Annotated in this window: 19 protein-coding genes; 6 read left to right on the top strand and 13 right to left on the bottom strand. The window is 55.5% G+C overall.

What is annotated here, in order from left to right:
* Positions 1-18: 18 nt before the first annotated feature.
* The 12 genes from trpS to HV242_RS21635 all read right to left on the bottom strand — a co-directional run bounded on the left by trpS (position 19) and on the right by HV242_RS21635 (position 10,011).
* Positions 19-1,023, bottom strand: a complete 1,005-nt coding sequence (gene trpS, locus HV242_RS21580; RefSeq protein ID WP_047355665.1) for a tryptophan--tRNA ligase — start codon at positions 1,021-1,023, stop codon at positions 19-21.
* On the bottom strand, positions 1,016-1,777 hold the full coding sequence (gene gph, locus HV242_RS21585) for a phosphoglycolate phosphatase (RefSeq protein WP_020884582.1): 762 nt from the start codon (positions 1,775-1,777) through the stop codon (positions 1,016-1,018). Before gph ends, trpS begins: the two co-directional genes overlap by 8 nt.
* Positions 1,770-2,447: a ribulose-phosphate 3-epimerase gene (gene rpe, locus HV242_RS21590; RefSeq protein WP_014885523.1), complete on the bottom strand. Its 678-nt coding sequence runs from the start codon at positions 2,445-2,447 to the stop codon at positions 1,770-1,772. Before rpe ends, gph begins: the two co-directional genes overlap by 8 nt.
* A 41-nt stretch (positions 2,448-2,488) precedes the next feature.
* A complete protein-coding gene (gene dam / locus HV242_RS21595) occupies positions 2,489-3,301 on the bottom strand; it encodes an adenine-specific DNA-methyltransferase (RefSeq protein WP_014171946.1) in 813 nt (270 codons plus the stop codon).
* A 67-nt stretch (positions 3,302-3,368) separates the two neighbouring features.
* Positions 3,369-4,688 (bottom strand): cell division protein DamX, encoded by a 1,320-nt coding sequence (gene damX, locus HV242_RS21600; RefSeq protein ID WP_032680152.1) that lies wholly within the window; start codon positions 4,686-4,688, stop codon positions 3,369-3,371.
* 92 nt (positions 4,689-4,780) lie between these two features.
* Complete coding sequence (aroB, locus tag HV242_RS21605) at positions 4,781-5,869, bottom strand: 3-dehydroquinate synthase (protein ID WP_044866298.1); 1,089 nt, start codon at positions 5,867-5,869, stop codon at positions 4,781-4,783.
* A 57-nt stretch (positions 5,870-5,926) separates the two neighbouring features.
* Positions 5,927-6,448 (bottom strand): shikimate kinase AroK, encoded by a 522-nt coding sequence (gene aroK, locus HV242_RS21610; RefSeq protein ID WP_003861630.1) that lies wholly within the window; start codon positions 6,446-6,448, stop codon positions 5,927-5,929.
* A 286-nt stretch (positions 6,449-6,734) separates the two neighbouring features.
* Positions 6,735-7,973, bottom strand: a complete 1,239-nt coding sequence (gene hofQ, locus HV242_RS21615; protein ID WP_050737686.1) for a DNA uptake porin HofQ — start codon at positions 7,971-7,973, stop codon at positions 6,735-6,737.
* Positions 7,885-8,289: a HofP DNA utilization family protein gene (locus tag HV242_RS21620; RefSeq protein WP_063157143.1), complete on the bottom strand. Its 405-nt coding sequence runs from the start codon at positions 8,287-8,289 to the stop codon at positions 7,885-7,887. The genes hofQ and HV242_RS21620 overlap by 89 nt, the downstream gene beginning before the upstream one ends.
* Complete coding sequence (locus HV242_RS21625; protein WP_050737687.1) at positions 8,279-8,740, bottom strand: HofO family protein; 462 nt, start codon at positions 8,738-8,740, stop codon at positions 8,279-8,281. The genes HV242_RS21620 and HV242_RS21625 overlap by 11 nt, the downstream gene beginning before the upstream one ends.
* A 3-nt stretch (positions 8,741-8,743) precedes the next feature.
* A complete protein-coding gene (locus tag HV242_RS21630; RefSeq protein WP_050737688.1) occupies positions 8,744-9,238 on the bottom strand; it encodes a PilN domain-containing protein in 495 nt (164 codons plus the stop codon).
* Complete coding sequence (locus HV242_RS21635) at positions 9,235-10,011, bottom strand: type IV pilus biogenesis protein PilM (protein WP_050737689.1); 777 nt, start codon at positions 10,009-10,011, stop codon at positions 9,235-9,237. The genes HV242_RS21630 and HV242_RS21635 overlap by 4 nt, the downstream gene beginning before the upstream one ends.
* Positions 10,012-10,130: 119 nt before the next feature.
* Here HV242_RS21635 and mrcA point away from each other — a divergent pair, with 119 nt between their 5' ends.
* The gene (gene mrcA, locus HV242_RS21640; RefSeq protein WP_020884575.1) at positions 10,131-12,683 is read left to right on the top strand and encodes a peptidoglycan glycosyltransferase/peptidoglycan DD-transpeptidase MrcA; all 2,553 of its coding nucleotides are present in this window, start codon (positions 10,131-10,133) and stop codon (positions 12,681-12,683) included.
* A gap of 72 nt (positions 12,684-12,755) precedes the next feature.
* Here the strand turns inward: mrcA and nudE are convergent, their stop codons facing one another.
* Positions 12,756-13,316 (bottom strand): ADP compounds hydrolase NudE, encoded by a 561-nt coding sequence (nudE, locus tag HV242_RS21645; protein ID WP_014171956.1) that lies wholly within the window; start codon positions 13,314-13,316, stop codon positions 12,756-12,758.
* A 326-nt stretch (positions 13,317-13,642) separates the two neighbouring features.
* On the opposite strand from nudE, the gene HV242_RS21650 reads away from it, so the two are divergent.
* The 5 genes from HV242_RS21650 (at position 13,643) to pckA (ending at position 19,803) form a co-directional block, all read left to right on the top strand.
* A complete protein-coding gene (locus HV242_RS21650) occupies positions 13,643-15,778 on the top strand; it encodes an intracellular growth attenuator family protein (RefSeq protein ID WP_032679110.1) in 2,136 nt (711 codons plus the stop codon).
* A 67-nt stretch (positions 15,779-15,845) separates the two neighbouring features.
* Entirely contained in the window at positions 15,846-16,529 is a 684-nt protein-coding gene (yrfG, locus tag HV242_RS21655) for a GMP/IMP nucleotidase (protein ID WP_025202858.1), read from the top strand.
* Positions 16,526-16,927 (top strand): ribosome-associated heat shock protein Hsp15, encoded by a 402-nt coding sequence (gene hslR, locus HV242_RS21660; protein WP_014171959.1) that lies wholly within the window; start codon positions 16,526-16,528, stop codon positions 16,925-16,927. The genes yrfG and hslR overlap by 4 nt, the downstream gene beginning before the upstream one ends.
* A gap of 24 nt (positions 16,928-16,951) precedes the next feature.
* Positions 16,952-17,830: an Hsp33 family molecular chaperone HslO gene (hslO, locus tag HV242_RS21665; protein WP_014171960.1), complete on the top strand. Its 879-nt coding sequence runs from the start codon at positions 16,952-16,954 to the stop codon at positions 17,828-17,830.
* A 353-nt stretch (positions 17,831-18,183) separates the two neighbouring features.
* Entirely contained in the window at positions 18,184-19,803 is a 1,620-nt protein-coding gene (gene pckA, locus HV242_RS21670; protein ID WP_014171961.1) for a phosphoenolpyruvate carboxykinase (ATP), read from the top strand.
* Positions 19,804-19,805 lie beyond the last annotated feature (2 nt).

Genomic DNA, 19,805 nt, shown 5'->3' on the forward strand with positions numbered 1-19,805 from the left:
TTACCCGACAAAACAGGGTTACGGTTTACCCACAAACCCAATCGCCTGGTACACCGCTTTAAGGGTTTCAGACGCGCGGGCACTGGCTTTTTCCGCGCCCTCTTTCATCACTTTCTGCAGGAAAGCTTCGTCGTTACGGTAGCGGTGATAACGCGCCTGCAGCTCGGTCAGCATGCCGGAAACGGCATCCGCCACTTCCCCTTTCAGGTGACCATACATCTTGCCTTCGAAGTGTTGTTCCAGCTCAGGAATGCTCTGACCCGTCACACCGGAGAGGATATCCAGCAGGTTGGAGACGCCCGCTTTGTTCTGCACGTCGTAACGCACAACAGGTGGCTCATCGGAGTCGGTCACCGCACGCTTGAGCTTTTTAACCACCGATTTCGGGTCTTCCAGCAGGCCGATAACGTTGTTACGGTTATCGTCAGACTTGGACATCTTCTTGGTTGGCTCCAGCAGCGACATCACGCGTGCGCCGGATTTTGGAATGAACGGCTCAGGCACTTTGAACACGTCGCCGTACAGCGCGTTAAAGCGCTGGGCGATATCGCGGCTCAGTTCCAGATGCTGTTTCTGATCTTCGCCAACCGGCACCTGGTTGGTCTGGTACAGCAGAATGTCTGCTGCCATCAGTACCGGGTAATCAAACAGACCGGCGTTGATGTTTTCTGAGTAGCGCGCGGATTTATCCTTGAACTGCGTCATGCGGCTCAGTTCGCCGAAGTAGGTGTAGCAGTTCAGCGCCCAGCCCAGCTGCGCATGCTCTGGAACGTGAGACTGAACGAAAATGGTGCTCTTCTCAGGATCAATTCCGCAGGCCAGATACAGCGCCAGGGTGTCCAGGGTGGCTTTACGCAGCTTCTCAGGATCCTGACGTGCAGTGATAGCATGCAGATCCACGATGCAGTAAATGCAATGGTAATCATCCTGCATGCTGACCCACTGACGTAACGCACCCATGTAGTTACCAATGGTCAATTCACCTGACGGCTGTGCGCCACTAAAAACGATGGGCTTAGTCATTATTCAATTCCTGATTATCACTGTGCGAAAGCCCGAGTGCGGGCAACAAATCTTTGAAGTGGTCGAACACGACGTCCGGCTCACTCAGCGTGATGGCCTCACCGTAGTTGTAGCCATAGGTTAATCCCACTGAAGGACAACCCGCCGCTCTGGCAGCCAGAATATCATTGCGGGAATCCCCGACAAAGAGCAGCTCCGCGGGCGTTAAGGATAATTTTCCTGCCACCAGCAGTAACGGTTCCGGATGCGGCTTTTTGTTCTGCACATCATCACCGCCAACAATGACGGAAAAATACTTCGCGATATCCAGCGCTTCCAGCAGAGGGGCGACAAAAGGTGTCGGTTTGTTTGTCACCAGCCCCAGCGGAATGCCGTTGGCATGAAGCGCACTCAGCGTTTCTGCGACATCCGGGAACAGGAAACTGCCCTCTTCGACCGTCTCTTCATAGAAACGATTAAACAATTTACGCAGGATACGCAGCTGTTCTTCCTGGGGGATATCCGCATGATCCACGCTCGGTTTACCCTGTGCGGAACGCTGGGACACACGCTCCTGGCGGGCCCATGTCAACGCGCGCTCCATCAGAACATCGGCGCCATTGCCAATCCACGTGATGACACGCTCTTCGCCCGCAACGGGCAGTTCAAGAGCATACAGCGCCTGGTCTACGGCGCTGGTTAAGCCCGGCGCGCTGTCGACCAGCGTGCCGTCGAGGTCAAATGCGATACCCCGGGTTGCCTGCAATTTATCCATGACTTACCTTCGCCAGTTCACGGCGCATTTCATCAATGACTTTTTTGTAATCCGGTTGGTCGAAAATCGCTGAACCTGCAACGAACATATCCGCGCCCGCTGCCGCAATTTCACCAATGTTATTCACTTTTACGCCACCGTCGACTTCCAGACGAATGTCGTAACCTGACTCATCAATACGACGGCGCACTTCACGCAGTTTATCCAGCGTATGAGGGATAAACGACTGACCGCCAAAGCCCGGGTTAACGGACATCAGCAAAATGACATCCAGCTTATCCATCACATGGTCGAGATAGCTCAGCGGCGTAGCCGGGTTGAAAACCAGACCCGCTTTACAGCCATTCTCTTTGATGAGCTGCAGCGTGCGATCCACATGTTCAGACGCTTCAGGGTGGAAGGTGATGATACTGGCTCCCGCAGCGGCAAAATCAGGCACGATACGGTCAACAGGCTTCACCATCAGATGGACGTCAATCGGCGCGGTAATACCGTAGTTACGCAGCGCTTTAAGCACCATCGGGCCAATGGTCAGATTAGGAACGTAGTGGTTATCCATAACGTCGAAATGGACGACATCCGCGCCCGCCGCGAGTGCTTTTGCAGTGTCTTCACCCAGGCGGGCAAAATCGGCCGACAGAATTGAGGGAGCAATCAAAAACTGTTTCATCCGCATCTCCTTGAAATGTGTTTACCGGCGGGCAAAACGGCTCAGGGGCGATAAAGAGCCAGGAGTTCGTCCACCTTTTTACGTGTGCCGCCGTTGCTGCTTATGCTACGCCGCACTTTAACCTGAAAATGCTTCGCGGCTTTGTACCATTCGCGCGTATCAGGGGTATCGTGATTCGAAATTAACACCGGAATTCTTTTGCTGACCAGCTTTTCCGCCATCTCCGCCAGACGGGCCTGCTCGGCCGGACTGAAGCTGTTGGTGTGATAAGCGGTGAAATTTGCCGTCGCAGACAGCGGTGCGTAAGGCGGGTCGCAATAGACCACCGAGTTTACGCCTGCCAGCTCCATGCACTCTTCATAGGAGAGGCAGTGGAATTCGGCATTCTGCGCTTTTTTGGCAAAGTGATACAACTCATCCTGTGGGAAATACGGACGCTTATAACGGCCAAACGGCACGTTAAACTCACCACGAAGATTATACCGGCACAGGCCGTTGTAGCCGTGTCGATTGAGATAGAGGAACAACAGCGCCCGGCGGAACGGATCCTGACTCTGATTAAACTCAGTGCGGAACTGGTAGTAAACGTCCGGATTATTGTGCTCGGGTGTAAACAGCTTCCGAGCCTCTTCCACGTACTCGTCGGTCCGCAGCTTGACGATGTTGTAGAGGCTAATGAGGTCGCTGTTGATATCCGCCAGGATATAACGAGAAAAATCGGTATTCAGGAATACCGATCCAGCGCCCACAAAGGGCTCGATAAGACACTCGCCTTTCGGCAGGTGCTTTTTAATATCATCGAGCAGGGGGTATTTCCCCCCTGCCCATTTCAGAAAAGCGCGATTTTTTTTCATGCTGACTAACTGATTACACCTTCTCCGGCTGTGGAGAAAGCTCCGACAGCATCCTGCGCTTTAAACATTACTTCAGATCAGCCTGAACCTGATGAATTGGCTTAGCCCATGGGTTTTTCGCCTGAACGTCGGCGGGCAGCGTTGCGACAGCACGTTTCGCTTCATCTTTTGAAGCATAAACGCCACTTACCAGCACGTACCACGGCTGACCATTACGGGTCGTCTGATAAACCACATAGTTTTTCAGATTTGTTTTCTTCGCCCAACCGTTGAGGTTGTCATAGTTAGACGAACTGCTCAGCTGCAGCGTGTAATTGCTGGACGGGGCTGACTTCAGCGAACCGACGTTACCTGCAGTCTTGCCTGCTGCGGCGCTGGTTGTTGCCGTTGCTGCAGGTGCAGTAGGTGCAGTTGCAGCTGGTGCCGAAGTGGCAGCCGGTGCCGTGGTGGTCGCCGTTGCTTTCGGTGCAGTCTGCGTAACCGGTGCTTTTGCCGGTTCGCTCACCGTGGCCGTTTCAGTACGTTTTGTCTGAGCCGGCGCTTTCACTTCAGGCGCTTTGACGACTGCCTGAGGTTTGGTTTCACGCTTAGGTTCAATCACAGCCTGCTTACGTTCAGGACGGGTCGCAGGTTGCGTCTGGCGCGGTTTGGTTTCGGTTGCAGCCGTTTGCGGCTGAGCGTTACCACCGCGGATCGGTGCAACGGTCGCAGGTTCAGTTGGCAGCGTAGAGTTAACCACGGCATTGTCCACCTGCGCCTGATTTTGCGGCTGCGTCAGGGCATTGTTCAGGTCGCCCTGAACTTCTACACGCTGCTGGCCTTCAGGCGTGGCAGGTGCCTGACCCTGTGCGGGGGTAGAAGAAACTGGCGGCAGAGAAACATCCTGCGGCTGTGTTGTATTTCCGGCAGTCTGCTCGGCGGAGGTGGTACCCGGCGCTGGCTGTGCACCATTCGCCTGATCGGTCGCATCGTTACCAGAGAGGCTGATGCTCTTCTCAGTGGATGCCGCTTGCTCACCGGAAGGGGTCGAAGGCGCTTTTAGCGCAGAACCAATACCGACAATCAGCAGCACGAGCACCAGAACGCCGAGTCCCATCATGATGTACTGGCGGGAGGCGGGTTTCTGCGCAGCGGCTTTTTTACGTTTACGTGGGCGACGCTCTACAGGCTCTTCGTCCATTGAATCTTCTTCGGACTCATAACCCTCTTCTTCTCGCTCATCACGCGCGTTGCGGCTACGCGAAGGGCGACGATCGTCTGCATCCAGATCAACATCGTCAAAGTTGATCTGCGGCTCGTTATCACGTTCTGAAGATTGACGAGAACGACCAGTACGACGATCGCTGGGATCGGGTTTCAGCTCGTCTTCTGGTTTGAATTCATCCATTTAACACCCCACTCAAAGGCTTATGCCAACGACTTTGCATTTCGCCTGAAGCTAAACGACCACCTGTAACAGTGGCCTGACCTTTCTAGTTGTTACGCCTGCTGACAGTCAGCAATAGCGCCAAGAACCACATCATGCGGCACTCCGCCGCGTACTTCACTCTTCCCTATTGCAAGCGGGAGTACAAGACGCATCTCACCTGCCAATACTTTTTTATCGCGCATCATGTGGGGTAAATACGCTTGTGCCGACATCTCTTTCGGCCCGGTTACCGGCAAGCCCGCACGCTCAAGCAGCGTGATGATGCGTGCCGTCTCTGCCGGTTTAAACTGCCCCAGACGTTCAGAAGTGCGGGCAGCCATTACCATTCCGGCAGCGACTGCTTCACCGTGAAGCCAGTTACCGTAACCCATTTCGGCTTCAATCGCGTGACCAAACGTATGCCCAAGATTCAGTAAAGCACGTAAGCCCGTTTCACGCTCGTCTGCAGCGACAACTTCCGCTTTCAGCTCACAACAACGACGAATGCAGTAAGCCAGTTTCGCCTCATCCAGGCGCAGCAACGCATCCATATTCTCTTCCAGCCAGTCAAAGAACTCGCCATCCAGAATAATGCCGTATTTGATCACTTCAGCCAGGCCAGAAGCCAGCTCGCGTTTCGGTAGGGTTTTCAGACAGTCGAGATCCACCACCACCGATGCCGGCTGGTAGAACGCGCCAATCATATTTTTACCGAGCGGATGGTTAACGGCCGTTTTGCCGCCGACAGAAGAGTCGACCTGAGACAGTAACGTGGTAGGGATTTGAATAAAACGCACACCACGTTGATAACTTGCAGCCGCAAAGCCCGTCAGATCGCCCACAACACCGCCGCCCAGGGCAAGCAGTGTTGTATCGCGACCATGCGGTTTTTGCAGCAATGCGGTAAAGACGGTATCCAGTACCGCCAGGCTTTTATACTGCTCGCCATCGGGCAGAATCACACTGTCGACTTTAACGCCCGCCTGTTCAAGCAGGTGGCGAACGCGGTCGAGATAAAGCGGAGCCAGCGTCTCATTGGTGACCAGCATCGCCTGATCACCCGCTTTCAGTGGTAAAAAGGAAGCTGGGTCGTTAAACAAACCAGCCGCGATGGTGATTGGGTAACTACGTTCCCCGAGAGTAACGGTAATCCTCTCCATGACGCGACATCCACCTTTAATGCTTTTACCCGCAGGCGATTGTATATAAAGCCAGAATCAGTTGCTTTCCAGCATATGAATAATCTGGTTTGCAACCACTTTAGCGCTCTGATCGTCAGTACGAATGGTCACATCAGCAATCTCTTCGTACAGCGGATTGCGTTCATCGGCCAACGCTTCCAGAACTTCGCGTGGTGGCGTTTCAACCTGCAGCAGCGGGCGCTTTTTATCGCGCTGCGTACGTGCCAGCTGTTTTTCGATGGTCGTCTCGAGATAGACCACTACGCCACGGGCGGAGAGACGGTTGCGGGTTTCGCGAGATTTGACAGAGCCACCGCCTGTTGCCAGAACAATGCCCTGCTTTTCCGTGAGTTCGTTGATCACTTTTTCTTCTCGGTCACGGAAACCTTCTTCGCCTTCTACGTCGAAAACCCAGCCCACATCAGCTCCGGTTCGTTTCTCAATCTCTTGATCAGAATCGTAAAATTCCATATTGAGTTGTTGAGCTAACTGACGCCCAATAGTGCTTTTGCCGGCACCCATAGGCCCAACCAGAAAGATATTGCGTTTCTCTGCCATTTTATCGGTACTACTAAGACTATTCGTTAATGGTAATCCCCGCTTCGCAGACACCCGGCGTAGCAGGACATGAACTGAAACCTCATATGCAATAGAGCGAGAGTCAGACTAAAAATTATCTCAATACTCCGGCTTGTTTGGCAACTGATTAAATCACCGCACCAGACGCATAAGGCAATAAGACGTAAGTCCAACTCAAATCGGTACTCCTTGTATGCTAATTCATGCCCCACGTCAAACATCTGCAACAATCTGAATGCAAAATCATTGGGAGGATCGTGACTCTTCAGCGAATACCGACCAGTCGTGGTGTAATAAACACCACTAACTCCCGTCGTTCATTGTCCTTTCCGTCATGGCGAAAAAGCTGTCCAAGCCACGGGATGTTGCCCAGCCCAGGCACGCGATCGCTTCCGGTTTTATTCTTTTGCGAAAAAATTCCGCCCAGCGCCAGCGTTTCTCCACTTTTTACTTCCACCTGGGTTTCAATTTCTTGTTTATCGATGGCGAGCGTTTCACCATCGGCCTGCTGCAGCACCTGTCCTGGCATATTTTCACTGATGTGCAGCTTCAGGCGTACGCGACCGCCGGGCAGCACCACCGGCGTCACCTCCATGCCTAACACCGCCTCTTTAAATTCCACGGAGGTCGCCCCGCTGTCACCGCTGGAGACCTGATATGGGATCTCACTGCCCTGCTTAATACTGGCCGGTTGCATATGCGAGGCCAGCAGTCGTGGGCTGGCGATGATATCGACCTGCTGCTTTTGCTCCAGCGCCGACAACTCCAGATCCAGCAGCCTGCCGTTAATCCGCCCAATATTAAAACCCACATGGGTGGTGGCGTTTGCCACGGACAAATCGCTGCCAAGCGTTGTGAGTTGCCCGACCTTGCCCGCCTCCGTTGCGTCTGCGAGATTCCACTTCACCCCCAGCTCACGCAGGCTTTTTTCATTGATGGTCACGATATGCGCCGCCAGTTCCACCTGCTCGACAGGGATATCCATCTGTGTCGCCCAGTGCTGCAGCGTATCAAGCACCGCCTGGTTATCCCGTATCAGCAGACGGTTCGTGCGCTTGTCGACAGATAAACTCCCCTTTGGGCTGAGCAGTTTTTCCGCCGCTTTTTGCAGTTCCCCGGCGTCAGCGTAAGAAAAAGGTATGCTGTGCGAGACCAGCGGCGCATCAAGCTGTCGGCGTATCCGCTCCTGCTCTTTGCGTTCCAGCTGTTCACGCTGCCAGGCTGCGGTGTGAACATAAAAAATGCCTCCTTCTTCATGCAGAACAAGCCCGGCGCTGGTGACGACCGTCTGTAGCGCCTGTCGCCAGGGGACGCGTGTCAGATTGAGCGACAGCGTGCCGCTGACATCTGGCGATACCACCAGATTACGGTTCTCCTGTGCGACCAGCGCCTGTAGCACCTGCACCACCGGTACCTCATCCACCACCAGCGTGACCGGCTTTGGCGCGGCGGCCCACAGCGGATGACTGAACGCCAGCAGCCACAGCGTTTTCCTTATGTTCATTCTTTTTCGTTCCTTCTCGTTGCCACGTCCATTGTCTGGGTTCACATGCATCCCCCACATCGACGACCAGTTCCCTTTCATTGAGGGCCGTTACCCGCCAGCCCACCGGGAGGCGCTGTTGCGGTGTCAGGCGATGCCAGCGCTTTTGCCCGTCCTGTAAAATGCCGGTGTCCTGAGTGCCGCCCACCATCCCGTGGTAATGCCACTGCGCCAGTTGCCCTACCGCACAAGGGTCATCCGGCGGGCGAAAAGGATCCCGCATCCCGGTCACTAACAGGGCAAAACACACCAGCAGGCAACGCGCGCTAGTTCGCATGCTGCTCCTCCAGCTCCACCCGCAGGCGTAATGCCGAACCCTGTGCAGAGAGAGCAAAGGCGGCAACCTGAACATCCTGCTGCGCCAGCCGGGTGAAAACAGTCGGGATGGCCTGCCATTCAGCATCCAGCGTCAGTTCCCCTCCGTTTTGCAACGGCTTCCAGTGAACCAGTCTTGTACCCGCCCCCTGAAACTCGAGTGGCGAAAAAGGCGTCATTACCGTGGCTTCACGGGGTGCGTGACGCCGCGGCACCTGACTGGCGGCGGGCCATAGCGAGACATTAGCCAGTGCGGCCTCGCTGACCTGCCGCTGAAGTTCAGCCACCTGCTTTGCAACCGGTCGAAGCACCATGCCCCATGTCGTACTCCCCAGAAAGAGAACGCTCAGATACCAGCACAGCACCCGCCATCGGGGGCTGCTTTCGCACCAGCGTTCGAACAAGGTTTCCACGCATTAGCCCTCGCTTCGCAGATGAAAGGTGAACATCCAGCGCCCCAGGTCATCCCGCTGTAATTCCCCCGTAGGCCCGGGGGTAAACCCCGCCATCTTTCCGAGCCCATCCCGCAGAGCAGAGAGCGCGGGGAGTGTTGCGGCATATCCGGTTAACATCAGTGAAGGGGGCTGATAGCGCAGTTCGGTCAGCCAGACCTGGGATGGCATCATCCCGGCAAAGGACTCCAGCACCGGCTGCCAGGCGCGTCGTTGAGGCGCTGGCGCGGGCGTTGGCGTCTGCGTACCTGACCCTGTACGAGACACCAGCGCCTGCTGCACGGACTGCATGCCCGCCAGTTGAATATGCAGCGCACGTGTCATCACGAGAGGATTCATCCGCAGGCTGAAAACCCCCATCAGTATCAGCAGCCACGTAGCGACAAACAGTACGCCCCAGAATCGCAGGCAGCGCACGCGTCGCTGCCGCCGCCACGGCAGAAAGTTCGTCATGCTCATTCCGGTACCTCACTCATGGCCAGCGCCAGCGCGACGGTATAATCAGCGCCGCATGCCGGCAGAGGGGCATGGCAACGAACCAGGGCGTCCCAGGGGTCTCGCTGGCTATCAAAGAGGGCAATGTCCTGCGGCGTGAGGGCCAGCAGTGCCGCGAGATCGGCCACGTTTTCCGCTTCCGTGGTAAAACGCCGTCCCCACTGATGGCGCATCGCCCAAAGCCACTGATGCCCATCCCGCCAGGCGACACACTGCGCTGGCGCTACCGCAGGGAGAAGATTCGCCAGCGCACTGGCATCCGGGGTGATCGTCACGAGCCGTAAACGCAACATCTTTGCCAGCGTCAGCAGGGGGTGAATCTCGTTGTTTTGTGCAGCGGTGACATGGAATGTATTGCTGAACGTATCCTGCGCATAATCAAAACAGAGCGTGTCAGCAGCCATCTCCAGTTCACGCGCGAGCGTCGCCCCCAGCCAGGAGAGCTGTTCGCTGTCGCGCAACGCCACGCCCGGACGGGGAAGCGATCGTTGCAACGTGCGGGCCGCCGGAAATGAGAGAAACACCCGATGGGAGTGTGGCAACGTTTTCCGCCAGTCGCGCAGGGCGTCAACCAGTTGTTCAGGCTGGCAAATTTTGCCATCCCGGATAATCCCTTCGGCCAGAGTGATAGCCCACCAGCGGCACAAACGCCAGCCCGACCGCTCCCGGGCCAGCGCCACTATCTGCACCCTATCCTGTTGAATATGAACGCCTGTTTGCCATGTTTTGAAAGCCATGCTTCACGATCTCCTTATCGCCCGTCAGGTGACGGCTATATCAATGAATCAGGCTTGCCTTTATACTACCGCGCGATTGTTTAGAAACTGCCCAAGTGAAACCAAATGGGAAATCTCCGGTGAAGTTCGTAAAGTATTTATTAATCCTTGCAGTCTGTTGCATTCTGCTGGGAGCAGGCTCGATTTATGGTTTGTACAAATATATTGAGCCACAGCTGCCTGATGTCGCTACGCTTCGCGATGTGCGACTCCAGATCCCGATGCAGGTCTACAGCGCCGATGGCGAGTTAATGGCGCAGTACGGCGAAAAGCGTCGTATCCCGCTGACCTTAAATCAAATTCCGCCCGTGATGGTCAAAGCCTTTATCGCTACCGAGGACAGCCGTTTTTACGAGCACCACGGTGTCGATCCGGTGGGGATTTTCCGTGCTGCAAGTATTGCGCTGTTCTCCGGTCATGCCTCTCAGGGGGCAAGTACCATTACACAGCAGCTGGCGCGTAACTTCTTCCTTAGCCCAGAAAAGACCCTGACCCGTAAGATCAAAGAGGTGTTCCTTGCGATCCGTATTGAGCAGTTGTTGAGCAAAGACGAGATCCTTGAGCTGTACCTCAATAAAATCTACCTCGGCTACCGCGCCTACGGTGTTGGTGCGGCCGCGCAGGTGTACTTTGGTAAACCTGTCGAGCAGCTGACGTTAAGCGAAATGGCGACCATTGCCGGTCTGCCTAAAGCGCCATCGACCTTCAACCCGCTCTACTCGCTTGAACGCGCTACGGCGCGTCGTAACGTCGTCCTGTCACGTATGCTGAGCGAAGGCTATATCAGCCAGAGCGAGTACGAACAGGCGCGCAACGATGTCATCGATGCCAACTACCATGCGCCGGAGATTGCCTTCTCTGCCCCTTATCTCACCGAAATGGTGCGTCAGGAGATGGTGAGCCGCTACGGCGATAAAGCCTACGAAGATGGCTACCGCGTTTACACCACCGTGACCCGCAACGTTCAGCAGGCGGCTCAGGAAGCGGTGCGTAACAACGTGATGGATTACGACATGCGCCACGGTTATCGCGGCCCGTCGAATGTGCTGTGGAAAGTCGGCGAAAGCGCCTGGGACAGCAAAAAAATCACCAGTACGCTGAAAGCGCTGCCCACCTATGGCCCGCTCCTTCCTGCCGTGGTGACTCAGGCCGATCCGCAGGAAGCGGTGGCAACGCTGGCGGATGGAACGTCTGTCTCCCTGCGTATGGACGGGATCCGTTGGGCTCGCCCGTACCGCTCAGACACCCTGCAAGGCCCGACGCCGCGTAAAGTGACGGATGTCGTCCAGACCGGACAGCAAATCTGGGTACGCAAGGTGGGCGACAGCTGGTGGCTGGCGCAGGTCCCAGACGTTAACTCGGCCCTGGTGTCCATCAATCCGCAGAACGGTGCCGTGCTGGCCCTGGTCGGTGGGTTCGATTTCAACCAGAGCAAATTTAACCGCGCCACCCAGGCGTTGCGTCAGGTTGGCTCTAACATCAAGCCATTCCTCTACACCGCAGCCATGGATAAGGGACTGACTCTCGCCAGTATCCTGAACGACGTGCCTATCTCCCGCTGGGATGCCGGTGCCGGTTCTGACTGGCAGCCGAAGAACTCACCGGCGGAATATTCAGGCCCTATTCGTCTTCGTCAGGGTCTTGGGCAGTCGAAAAACGTGGTGATGGTGCGCGCAATGCGTGCGATGGGTGTCGACTATGCCGCGGAATATCTGCAACGCTTCGGTTTCCCGGCTCAGAACATCGTGCGCACCGAATCGCTGGCGTTAGGCTCTGCGTCCTTTACGCCGCTTCAGGTGGCGCGGGGTTACTCGGTGATGGCTAACGGCGGCTTCCTGATTGACCCGTACTTCATCAGTAAAATCGAGAACGACCAGGGTGGCGTGCTGTTTGAAGCGAAGCCGAAAATTGCCTGCCCTGACTGCGATATTCCGGTCATTTACGGCAATACGCCAAAATCTGAGGTGATTGAAAACAAGGACATGGAAGACGTTGCCGTGTCTCAGGAGCAGACGAATCCTGTGTTGCCGCAGCCGCAGCTGGAACAGGCTAACCAGTCGCTGGTGGCGCAGAGCGGGGCGCAGGAGTATGCACCGCATGTCATCAACACGCCGCTGTCGTTCCTGATAAAGAGCGCGCTGAACACCAACATCTTCGGCGAACCTGGCTGGCAAGGGACCGGCTGGCGGGCAGGACGTGATTTACAGCGCCATGATATCGGCGGTAAAACGGGGACAACAAACAGCTCGAAAGATGCGTGGTTCTCCGGTTACGGCCCGGGCGTGGTGACGTCAGTCTGGATCGGTTTTGACGATCATCGCCGTGATTTAGGCCGCACCACGGCTTCAGGCGCGATTAAAGATCAGATTTCTGGCTACGAAGGCGGCGCGAAGAGTGCGCAACCGGCCTGGGATGCCTATATGAAATCCGTGCTGGAAGGCGTTCCGGAGCAACCGCTGACGCCACCACCGGGCGTGGTTACCGTCAATATCGACCGCAGCACCGGGCAACTCGCCAATGGCGGCAATAGCCGTGCAGAGTATTTCATCGAGGGCACGCAGCCGACCACACAGGCGGTGCATGAGGTGGGTACAGAAATCATTGATAACGGCGAAACGCACGAGTTGTTCTAACGGGCAACGTAAAAACGGCAACTTCAGGTTGCCGTTTTTTTTGTTCTGTCATAAGTTGCGGACATCAGGCTGTTATAACCGCCCCTGCCCCTTCAGCCATTCGCGTACCAGGAACAGCGCGCTCACGTTGCGGGCCTCGTTAAAGTCAGGGTCTTCGAGCAGGTCCATCATATGGGCCAGCGGCCAGCGAACCTGTGGCAGTGGCTCCGGCTCGTCCCCTTCCAGCGATTCTGGATAGAGATCCTCAGCAACCACAATGTTCATTTTGCTGGAAAAATAGGAGGGTGCCATGCTCAGTTTTTTCAGAAACGTCAGTTCGTTCGCGCCAAAACCGACCTCTTCTTTCAGCTCGCGATTGGCCGCCTCAAAGACCGTTTCACCCGGATCGATGAGCCCTTTCGAGAACCCAAGTTCGTAAGATTCGGTTCCCACGGCATACTCGCGGATTAAGATCAGATGGTCGTCGACGACAGGAACAATCATCACCGCTTCGCGCGAAGAAGGGCGCATACGTTCGTAAACGCGACGCACACCGTTGCTGAACTCCAGATCCACACTTTCGACATTAAACAGGCGCGATTTTGCGACTGTTTCAACATTCAGAATGGTGGGTTTTTGTAGTGGTTTGCTCATCGTGATGGGGTCTTAGCAGTGGGAACTGGCTTTATTGTGCGATACGCCGCACGGTTTCGGCAATGTCAATTGTTCTGTATTTACATTTACGCAACGTAACAGGAATCAATCCTCAATTCAAAACAAATGTCAAGAGGTTGAAATGTTTCCAGGAATTTGCTGATATCGCGCCATAACAGGCTTTGCTATCATCATCGGTCACTGGGATGCGCTTCAGAATGCTCAAGTTCGACTCCATACTTGCCGATAGCCAACCACAGACTCTCATTCAATGTTAAAGGTGCTACTGACTACACCTGTAAGAAGATAAGTAAGATGGGGAAAGCATGAGCACCATTTTGATTGTTCTCGCTGCTATGCTGGCCGGCGCATTGGTTGCAGGGTGGGTATACAGGCGTCGCGTAAGGCGTCGTTACCGGCTGCCCTTTTTAAACGCCTTTGCCGGTGCGACGACGCGTAAACTGACGCAAGAAGAGCGCGATGCAGTAGAAAACTATCTCGAAACACTGAACCGTTCTCAGTTAACACCTGGGCCGACGGGGGCAACTGCTGCGCCGGTGGCGCTCAAGTTAAATGCGCAAAGTGACACAGTGCTCAGTGTGACGCGCTCCATCACCCGCTATGGCATCACCACAGACGATCCCAATAAATGGCGCTATTACCTGGATTCGGTTGAAGTGCATCTGCCCCCGTCCTGGGAGCAGTACATTAATGACGAAAACAGCGTAGAGCTGATCCATACCGATTCGTTGCCGCTGGTTATCTCGCTCAACGGCCATACGTTGAATGAATATCTTCAGGAAGCCCCGCGTTTTGCGCTGGAACGCGCAAGTTCAACGCAGGCCTCCATTCGTGGCGAAGAGACAGAGCAGATCGAGCTGCTGAACATTCGCCAGGAGACGCATGAAGAGTACGCCCTGAGCCGCCCTGACGGCATTCGCGAAGCGATTCTGATCGTGGCCGCGTTCCTGCTCTTTTTCATCTGCCTGCTGACGCCGGATGTGTTTGTTCCCTGGCTGGCTGGCGGTGCGGTGCTGTTGCTGGCAGCCGGGCTGTGGGGGCTCTTTGCTCCGCCGGCAAAAACCTCGCTACGTGAGATCCACTGCCTGCGCGGTACCCCTAAGCGCTGGGGTCTGTTCGGTGAGAGTGACCAGGAGCACCTCAATAATATCTCGCTCGGTATTATCGATCTTATCTACCCGCGCCACTGGCAGCCGTGGATTGCCCAGGATTTAGGGCAGAAAACCGATATCGATATCTACCTTGACCGCCATGTGGTGCGCCAGGGGCGCTTTTTATCCCTGCATGATGAAGTAAAAAACTTCCCGCTTCAGCACTGGTTACGCAGTGCGGTCATTGCCGGGGGGGCAGCGCTGGTCTTTATCATGCTTCTGCTGTTTGTCCCGCTGGATATGCCCATTAAATTTACCCTGTCATGGATAAAAGGGGCGCAAACCATTGAGGCAACCAGCGTCAACCAACTGGACGAGGCTGGCGTGCGGGTCGGTGATACGCTGCGCCTGAAGGGCACCGGCATGTGTAACATTCATACGCCTGGCGCATGGAATACGCGTCAGAGCTCGCCGTTCATGCCGTTCGATTGCTCGCAAATTATCTGGAATGATGCGCCGCCGCTGCCGCTGCCTGAATCTGAGGTTGTTAATAAAGCCACGTCGCTTACCCAGACGGTCAACCGCCAGCTGCACCCGAAACCCGATGACGACTCACGCGTGAGCCCTGCCCTGCGCTCGGCCATTCAGAAATCGGGGATGGTGCTTCTGGACGACTTTGGTGACATCGTTCTGAAAACACAGGATTTGTGTTCCGCTCAGGACGAATGCGTACGTCTCAAAAACGCCCTTGTGAACCTGGGTAACAGTAAAGACTGGGATTCGCTGGTGAAACGCGCGGAAGCGGGACGGCTGGATGGCGTTAACGTGCTGCTGCGTCCGGTCAGCGCCGAGTCGCTGGATAATCTGGTCGCCACGTCAACCGCACCGTTCGTGATGCGCGAAACCACCCGAGCGGCGCAGGCGTTGAACAGCCCGGCACCGGGCGGCTTTGTGATCGTCAGTGATGAAGGGAGCGACCTGGTCGATCAGCCATACCCGCAGGTCGCACTTTATGACTACCCGGCTCAGGAACAGTGGGGCCAGTTCCAGCGCCTGGCGCAGATGCTGATGCAGACGCCGTTTAGCGCAGAAGGGATTGTGACGAGTATCTTTACCGATGCCAACGGCACGCGCCACATCGGCCTGCACCGTATGCCGGACAGCGCAGGCCTGTGGCGCTACATCGGCACCTCGCTGCTGATGATTGCGATGCTGGTATGCATTTGCTGGAACGGTTTTATGGCGCTGCGTCGCTATCAGCGCTCTCGTACCAGGCTTGCCGACATCCAGCAGTATTACGAAAATTGCCTTAACCCTAAGCTGATCCCCTCCTCTGAGAGCCTGATCTGATAACGTCGATGCGCGACAAGATGTGCTACCCTGTCGCGCACGTTTCTTCAGGCTGGAGTTCCCCCTTATGCATCTTGATATCGCCTGGCAGGAGGTTGATACCGTTCTGCTGGATATGGACGGCACGCTGCTCGATCTCGCCTTTGATAACTATTTCTGGCAAAAGCTGGTTCCGGAAACCTATGGTGAACAGCAGGGGATCTCCCCGGCAGAAGCGCAGGAATTCATTCGTTCGCAATATAGCGCGGTGCAGCATACGCTAAACTGGTACTGTCTTGACTACTGGAGCGAGCGCCTCGGTTTGGATATTTGTGCCATGACCACCGCCCAGGGCCCGCGCGCCGTACTGCGTGAGGATACCGTGCCTTTTCTGGATGCGCTGAAAGCGAGCGGCAAGCGCCGTATCTTGCTGACCAACGCCCATCCTCACAATCTGGCCGTGAAGCTGGAGCATACGGGTCTTGCTTCGCACCTTGATTTATTACTTTCCACCCACACATTTGGTTATCCGAAAGAGGATCAGCGGTTGTGGCATGCGGTGGCGGAAGAGACCGGTTTGCAGCCGGAACGCACGCTGTTTATTGATGACAGCGAGCCTATTCTGGATTCCGCGGCCAGGTTTGGCATTCGCTATTGTCTGGGCGTTACCAATCCTGACTCTGGCCTGGCTGAAAAAAGCTATCTGCGCCATCCGGGGCTGAACGACTATCGCCAGATGATCCCCTCACTGACCGTGAAGGAGAGGCCATGAAAGAAAAACCCTCTGAAGGGGTAAGACTGGATAAATGGCTGTGGGCGGCCCGTTTTTATAAAACGCGCGCCCTTGCCCGCGACATGATTGACGGCGGTAAAGTGCATTACAACGGCCAGCGCAGCAAACCGAGCAAGCTGGTCGAACTGAATGCCACCTTAACGCTGCGTCAGGGCAACGATGAACGTACCGTGGTGATTAAAGCCATTACTGAACAACGACGGCCCGCAACCGAAGCCGTCCTGCTGTATGAAGAGACGGCTGAGAGCATTGAAAAACGCGAGAAGACCGCGCTGGCGCGCAAAATGAATGCGCTGACAATGCCCCACCCGGACCGGCGTCCGGATAAAAAAGAGCGCCGCGATCTGATGAAATTTAAACACGGTGAGATCGAGTAACCCTCACCTGCACGAGAGACTATTATGGCCCAACACGACCAATTACACCGCTATCTGTTTGAACAATTCGCCGTGCGCGGCGAGCTGGTCACCGTATCCGAAACCTGGAAACAGATTCTGGAAAACCACAACTACCCGCTGCCGGTGAAAACCCTGTTGGGCGAACTGCTGGTTGCCACCAGCCTGCTGACTGCCACCCTGAAATTTGCCGGGGATATCACCGTGCAATTGCAGGGTGATGGCCCTATGACCCTGGCGGTCATCAACGGTAATAACCAGCAGCAGATGCGTGGCGTGGCGCGCGTACAGGGCGATGTTCCTGAAAACGCGGACCTGAAAACGCTGGTGGGTAATGGCTATCTGGTCATCACCATCTCCCCGGAGGAAGGTGAGCGCTATCAGGGCGTGGTTGGCCTCGAAGGCGATACGCTGGCAGCCTGCCTGGAAGATTACTTCATGCGTTCAGAACAGCTGCCGACGCGTCTGTTCATCCGCACCGGTGAAGTAGACGGTCAGCCTGCTGCTGGCGGTATGCTGCTGCAGGTTCTGCCTGCGCAGGACGCGCAGACCAACGACTTCGAGCACCTCGCGACTCTGACGGAAACCGTCAAAGCAGAAGAGCTGTTCACCCTGTCGGCGACCGATGTCCTGTGGCGTCTTTATCACGAAGAAGAAGTGACGGTTTACGACCCACAGTCGGTGGAATTTAAGTGCACCTGTTCACGTGAACGCTGCGCTGGCGCGCTGAAGACCCTGCCGGATGAGGAGATCGACAGCATCATGGCGGAAGACGGCGAAATCGATATGCACTGTGACTACTGCGGTACGCACTACGTGTTCAATTCGATGGATATTGCTGAGATCCGCAACAACGCCTCCCCGGCGGATCCTCAGGTCCACTAAGCAAAGCCTGCCCTCACCTTGCCCTCTCCCTTTTGCGAGAGGGCAAGGTGCAAAAAAGCCCTCTCTGGCTGAATCGTTTTTAACACTGTAACTCTTACGTAATTTTCTTACGTGTATGCGATTACATTCACATTCCTTCCGATAAAATCACCAGCCATTAACCTTTTCGGAACATTTTCCCCAACCAAAAAGCGATTCCTGCGATAATCCGCCTGCCCTGTGACTGGAGTCGCAGCGTTTTCCGTTAGTAAGGGTTTTGTCCAGATGCGTAAATCTATGAGCCCCGTCGCGGTTAACAACCTCACAAAAACCCTACAATTTCAGACAGTACATATTGGCTAAGGAGCAGTGATATGCGTGTTACTGGTTTAACCCCGCAAGATCTCAAGGCTTATGGTATTCACGACGTCCAGGAAATCGTCTACAACCCCGATTACGATACGCTGTATCAGGAAGAGCTCAATCCAGCACTGGAAGGATACGAGCGAGGTGTGTTGACTAACCTTGGTGCTATCGCCGTCGATACCGGTATCTTTACCGGTCGTTCGCCGAAAGATAAATACATCGTCCGAGACGAGACCACCCGCGACACGCTGTGGTGGGCTGATAAAGGCAAAGGGAAGAACGATAACAAACCGCTCTCTCCGGAAACCTGGCAGCATCTGAAAGGGCTCGTTACCCATCAACTTTCCGGCAAGCGTCTGTTTATCGTTGATGCTTTCTGCGGCGCTAACGCCGATACCCGCCTTTCCGTGCGGTTTATCACTGAAGTGGCCTGGCAGGCGCATTTCGTGAAAAACATGTTTATTCGTCCTGACGACAAAGAGCTGCAGGATTTCACCCCTGACTTTATCGTGATGAACGGGGCGAAATGCACGAACCCACAGTGGAAAGAGCAGGGTCTTAACTCCGAGAACTTCATCGCCTTCAACCTGACCGAGCGTATTCAGCTGATCGGCGGTACCTGGTACGGCGGCGAAATGAAGAAAGGGATGTTCTCGGTGATGAACTACCTGCTGCCGCTGCGCGGTATCGCCTCCATGCACTGTTCGGCAAACGTCGGTGAAAAAGGGGATGTGGCGGTGTTCTTCGGCCTGTCCGGCACCGGTAAAACCACTCTTTCTACCGATCCGAAACGTCGCCTGATTGGCGATGACGAGCACGGCTGGGATGATGACGGCGTGTTTAACTTCGAAGGGGGCTGCTACGCGAAGACCATTCGCCTGTCTGAAGAAGCGGAGCCAGATATCTTCCATGCCATCCGCCGCGATGCGCTGCTGGAAAACGTCACCGTGCGTGCCGATGGAACGATCGACTTCGACGATGCTTCGAAAACCGAAAACACCCGCGTGTCTTACCCTATCTACCACATCGACAACATCGTGAAGCCGGTGTCAAAAGCGGGCCACGCGACGAAGGTGATTTTCCTGACGGCAGATGCGTTCGGCGTGTTGCCTCCGGTGTCCCGCCTGACCGCCAGCCAGACGCAGTACCACTTCCTGTCTGGTTTTACCGCCAAACTGGCCGGTACCGAACGCGGCGTGACGGAGCCAACGCCAACCTTCTCCGCCTGCTTCGGCGCAGCGTTCCTGTCGCTGCACCCGACGCAGTACGCGGAAGTGCTGGTTAAACGCATGCAGGCGTCCGGTGCGCAGGCGTACCTGGTGAATACCGGCTGGAACGGCACCGGCAAACGTATCTCCATCAAAGATACCCGCGCCATTATCGACGCCATTCTGGATGGTTCACTCGATAACGCCGAAACCTTCACGCTGCCGATGTTTGATCTGGCAATCCCGACGGCGCTGCCGGGCGTAGAGACCCGTATTCTCGACCCACGCAATACCTACGGTTCACCGGAGCAGTGGCGTGAGAAAGCAGAATCGCTGGCGAAACTGTTTATTGAGAACTTCGAGAAGTATACCGATACCCCGGCAGGTGAAGCGCTGGTGAGTGCGGGACCGAAGCTGTAACA

The sequence above is a fragment of the Enterobacter sp. RHBSTW-00593 genome, assembly GCF_013784105.1.
Taxonomy (GTDB): domain Bacteria; phylum Pseudomonadota; class Gammaproteobacteria; order Enterobacterales; family Enterobacteriaceae; genus Enterobacter; species Enterobacter ludwigii.